1 protein-coding gene is annotated in these 1,016 nt (G+C 60.3%); it reads right to left on the reverse strand.

Annotated elements, in window-relative coordinates:
* Positions 1-17 precede the first annotated feature (17 nt).
* Positions 18-908, reverse strand: a complete 891-nt coding sequence (locus GJ668_RS19790; protein WP_155451796.1) for an IS982 family transposase — start codon at positions 906-908, stop codon at positions 18-20.
* Positions 909-1,016 lie beyond the last annotated feature (108 nt).

Here is a 1,016-nt window from a genome sequence, read left to right on the forward strand (position 1 = left end):
ACGCGATGTTCGACTTTTCAGGCCGCGATTAACCCTGCGAGCTGAAGGTCTGGTCGCCCCAGCGAACGGTTGATGAAAATACCGAAGGTGTGCGCCAACACTTTCCGCGCGAGGCGGCTGGTCAAGTGCCACCGGTCGCGCGCCCGCACCTTTTCAACATGGAACTGCTCAGTGAGTTGACCGATGACGGTTTCAATCCGTCGTCGCACCCGCCTGAGCCGCGCGACCGCTTGCGGATCGCGGTCGTCGTGCATGTTTGACCGCAAGGGGGTTTGCAGATCAATGCCCGCCGCCATCAAGTCCGCCTTCAGGAACGCACCCAGGTAGCCCTTGTCGCCAATCAGCAAGCCTTGCCTCTCCTCGACCAGATCCCAGAGGGCGTCACGTTCGCTGCCCGAGGCAGGCGTGACCGTCAAGCCGGTGATGACGCCGTCGAAGCTGATCATCAGATGCCCATGAAATCCATAATAATATTCCTGCTTGGCGGCACAGTAGCCGTGGTTAGCCTCACCGGCAAAGAGCCGGCAGCGAGGGGCGCGTGTGATCACGCAGATCGGTAACGGAAAGCCATCCACCAGGTGGATCGGATCGGCCACCGCTCCCAAATGGGCGATGAGTCGCTGATGCAAGCGCTGCTTCGGTGCCCACAGATTGGCCGCTTGCTTGGCAAACGCGGTGCGCGATCCCAGCCCCGGAAACCACGCCCGCCAATGCCGACGCGCATACCGCCAGATCTGCACATCCGCGTCCAAGCCGAGAAACTCGCCCACCACTTCTAACGTGATCACTTCGCTGTCGCTGAGGGCAGGCGCAAACCCACGTTGGCGCAGGCGCCGATTGCCCACACAGGCGGCTAACTGATCATCTATCCAGCAAAAAATCGTGATGATAAAGTCTTCGAGCGACATCGCCGTCTCCTGGTGAGGGCTGAGGTTGGTTCAGATCCTCTCAGCGTAGCCAGGACGGCGGTGTCGCGCCAACGTCTTTCAGTCACGTCAAAAAGTCGAACATCGCGT

The sequence above is a fragment of the Allochromatium palmeri genome (genome assembly GCF_009720725.1).
GTDB lineage: Bacteria > Pseudomonadota > Gammaproteobacteria > Chromatiales > Chromatiaceae > Thermochromatium > Thermochromatium palmeri.

Excerpts from the sequence above, each read along its gene's own strand:
- GJ668_RS19790 (WP_155451796.1), bottom strand. The coding sequence starts at position 908 with ATGTCGCTCGAAGACTTTATCATCACGATTTTTTGCTGGATAGATGAT.